The following is a 3,490-nucleotide window of genomic DNA, read 5'->3' as shown; positions in this document are numbered from 1 at the left end:
GAAGAACCCGTTCGTCGATGCCGTCTGCGGAGTGTCTTTCGAGATCCGCAGGGGCGAGACACTCGGTCTCGTCGGCGAGAGCGGTTCGGGCAAGTCCACCATTGCCCGTGCCATCATGGGGCTGCGTCCACCGACGAGCGGCTCCATACGTTTCGACGGCCAGGTGCTGAACGGTCTTGCCCCGGCGGATCGCAAGCTGCATCTTCGGCGCATGGCGATGATGTTTCAGGATCCGGTCGGATCGCTGTCGCCGCGGCTCACTGTCCGCTCTCTGCTGATCGAGCCGTTCCGTATCCACGGCATCACCATCCGCGATCCAGCGGCCGAGGTGGAGCGCCTGCTAAAGATGGTTGGGCTGCCCGCGGATTTCGGGCGGCGATATCCCCACCAGCTTTCCGGCGGCCAGGCGCGCCGGGTGGGCGTGGCGCGGGCGCTGGCGCTGGCGCCCGATCTTATTATCGCCGACGAACCGACGGCGGGGCTGGACGTGTCCGTCCAGGGCGAAGTTCTCAACCTACTTGGGCGTTTGCAGCAGGAGTTGGGCATCGCCATCCTCATCATCACGCACAATCTCAATGTCGTGCGCCACATGACCGACCGCATGGCGATCATGTATCTCGGCCGCTTCATCGAGGTCGGCTCGACCGACCGTATATTCGAGCAGCCTTGCCACCCCTATACGGAGGCGCTGCTGTCGGCCAATCCGGAACCCGATCCCGACGCCGCGCTCGACCGGATCGAGCTCAGCGGCGAAGTGCCGAGCCTGATGACGCGCCCTCCCGGCTGCGAGTTCCACACGCGCTGCCGCTATGCGCAGGACATCTGCAAAAGCGCATTCCCGTCCCGGACAACCGACCGCGAAGACCCCCGCCATGTCTTCAATTGCCACTTCCCGTTGTCGGAACGGGCGCTCGCCGGAGCCGTCAATGTCTCGTGAAATCCTCGATATTCCTCTCTCCAACGGCACGCCGGGCAGCCGCCACAGTGTGCGCATCATACGCTACGGTGCCGCCGCCGCCCGTCCCAAGGCCTACATCCACGCGGCACTTCACGCCGACGAGGCGCCCGGCCTTCTGGTATCACATCATCTGGTCGAGCAGTTGGACGCCGCCGATGCGCGCGGCGAAATCCGGAGCCAGATCGTCGTCGTGCCTTACGCCAACCCGCTCGGCCTGGCGCAGTTCGTCAATGGCGACCATCTCGGCCGTTACGACCTTGCCAGCGGCCGCAACTTCAACCGCAACTGGCCTGACCTTGCCCCCGAATTGATCGCCCGGCTCGGAAACCTGTTGGGAAGGGATGCCGACGCCAACAAGGCGCTGATCCGCGAGACGATCCGCGCAATCCTCGACGAACGCTGTGTCAGGCAACAGGTTGATTCCCTCTATACGGTGCTGGCGCGCGAAGCCTTCGATTCTGATCTCGTTCTCGATCTTCATTGCGACGACGAAGGGCTGATGCATCTTTTCGTGCGGCCGGAGATCGCGGCGGAACTGTCGGACATCTCGGGCGAACTCGGCTGCCGTGCCGTGTTTTCGCAGGGCGCCTCCGGCGGCTCGACCTTTGCCGAAGCAAGCGTCGAGCCGTGGTTGAAGCTCGCGGCGGCGTATCCCGACAAGCTGATACCGGTCGGCTGCATGGCAGCGACGGTCGAATTGCGCGGCTTCGTCGACATCGGCGACGAGATGGCCGCGACAGATGCGTCGGCGCTGCTGAATGTGCTGCGCCGCCGCGGCTATATCGCCGGTCAAGCACCCGCCGCGCCGCCGCTCTGCGACGTCACAGGCTTCGACGCCTGCGACGTGGTGCGCACGCCGGCGTTCGGCGTCATCGTCTACCGCGTCGAACTTGGCGAGCGGGTCACGTCCGGACAGCCGATCGCCGACATCGTCGCGCCCGCTGCGATTGGCGGCGATGCCCGTATCACCGTCCATGCGCGTACTGACGGCGTGGTCGTCACCCGCAGACTGAAGAAGCTGGTGGCGGCCAACCAAGTCATCGCCAAGGTAGCCGGCACCGAGCCGCTTTCCCATCGCAAGGGCTATCTTCTGGAGGATTGATAACATGTCGCTCGAAAGCTGCTCCGGTTTCGAGAAAACGACATGCATGCCTGTCACTGCGAGACACCGACCGGCATGAGCGCAACGGCGGCCGTCCAGGTTTCAGTGGTCGAAGGCGCACGTCACACCTGGGCCATGCCGCCATCGACGGCCAGTTCTGCGCCGGTTGTGAAACTGCTCTCGTCGCTGGCGAGGAAAACAACCGCGGCGGCCACCTCGTCAGGCCGGCCCATGCGCCCGAGAGGGATCATGCTGGAAAGCGCGTCTCGAATCTGTTGCGAGGCCCCGGCCATCATCGCCGTATCGGTCGGGCCGGGGCTGACGACGTTGACACGAATGCCTTTGGGAGCAAGTTCGTTGGCCCAGGTGCGGGTGAACGAGCGGACAGCGGCCTTGGTGGCGCCGTAGACGCCATATCCTTTGGTGCCGATGTCGCCTGCGATAGAGCCGATCAACACGATCGTTCCGCCTGGCTGCATGAGGTTGACGGCACCTTGTGCTGCGAAAACCAGAGAGCGCACATTCAGACCGAATGTCCTGTCGAAATGATCCTCCGAAATATCTTCAAGCGGGGCGTATTCGGAAAGGCCGGCATTCACAATGAGCACGTCGATACGCCCGCGTTCCGATCTGATCTGCTCGAATACACGTTCAAGATCCGCTCTGTTGCTTGCATCCGCCAGGACCGTCCGGATGCTGCCGGTGCCCGCCGCTTCCAAGGCGCCGTCCGCACCCTTGCGGCTGGTCGCATAGACCTGCGCTCCCTCACTGGCGAACCTTTGTGAAACTGCCCCGCCGATACCGCCGGCACCGCCGACAACCAGTGCGATCTTGTTTGCCAATCTGCTCATGTGAACTCCATCAAAAAGTGATGGCTCAAGATATATGCTCTATACCTACGGTCAATTACGCACTACAACTAGAGCAGATATCGAGGAGTATACCTATGTCCGCCGTGACTGAAGACTTGCCCGTCAAGGTCAGCCCACCCCGTCGTCCTAAGCCCGTGTCCGTCGAGGCGTTGATAGATGTGCAAAAGGCGCGGCCGGCACTTGAGCAGATCGCCAACAAGTGGTCGGTCCTGATTCTGACCGTTCTGTGCACTAGGCCGTCGAGATTCAACGAGATCATGCGGCGCCTGGACGGCATCACGCACAAGGCGCTCGCCGATGCGCTGAAGCGTCTGGAACGTAACGGTCTCATTCGCCGTGAAGTGCTGACGACGACGACGCCGGTCGGTGTCGAATACACGATCACTTCGCTCGGCCACTCCCTTCGGCAACCGTTCGAGGCGCTTTACGAATGGTCGATGACCTACGGGCCGGAACTCGAGCGCGCGCAAGACGAATACGACCGCGTTCGAGACTGATCACGTCCCCGGCCAGGCAGGCTTCTATTGCTCTGACGACACCCTGATACAGGCCCGGCAC

4 protein-coding genes are annotated in these 3,490 nt (G+C 62.9%); 3 read left to right on the top strand and 1 reads right to left on the bottom strand.

Features of this window, described 5'->3' with window-relative positions:
- Window positions 1-937 (top strand): ABC transporter ATP-binding protein (locus EN984_RS27190; RefSeq protein ID WP_164765675.1); only part of this gene is annotated, 937 nt, incomplete at its 5' end.
- Entirely contained in the window at window positions 927-2,060 is a 1,134-nt protein-coding gene (locus tag EN984_RS27185; protein ID WP_164749006.1) for a succinylglutamate desuccinylase/aspartoacylase family protein, read from the top strand. The genes EN984_RS27190 and EN984_RS27185, both read left to right, overlap by 11 nt.
- A gap of 122 nt (window positions 2,061-2,182) precedes the next feature.
- Here EN984_RS27185 and EN984_RS27180 read toward each other — a convergent pair whose 3' ends face one another.
- Window positions 2,183-2,911, bottom strand: coding sequence for an SDR family oxidoreductase (locus EN984_RS27180; RefSeq protein WP_127268213.1), 729 nt, complete (start codon window positions 2,909-2,911; stop codon window positions 2,183-2,185).
- A 95-nt stretch (window positions 2,912-3,006) separates the two neighbouring features.
- On the opposite strand from EN984_RS27180, the gene EN984_RS27175 reads away from it, so the two are divergent.
- Window positions 3,007-3,429, top strand: coding sequence for a helix-turn-helix domain-containing protein (locus EN984_RS27175; RefSeq protein WP_127268214.1), 423 nt, complete (start codon window positions 3,007-3,009; stop codon window positions 3,427-3,429).
- Window positions 3,430-3,490 lie beyond the last annotated feature (61 nt).

The sequence above is a fragment of the Mesorhizobium sp. M7A.F.Ca.CA.004.12.1.1 genome (assembly GCF_003997835.1).
Classification (GTDB): Bacteria; Pseudomonadota; Alphaproteobacteria; order Rhizobiales; family Rhizobiaceae; genus Mesorhizobium.
The sequence above is the reverse complement of the archived record's forward strand: the minus strand, read 5'-3'. Positions and strand labels throughout refer to the sequence as shown.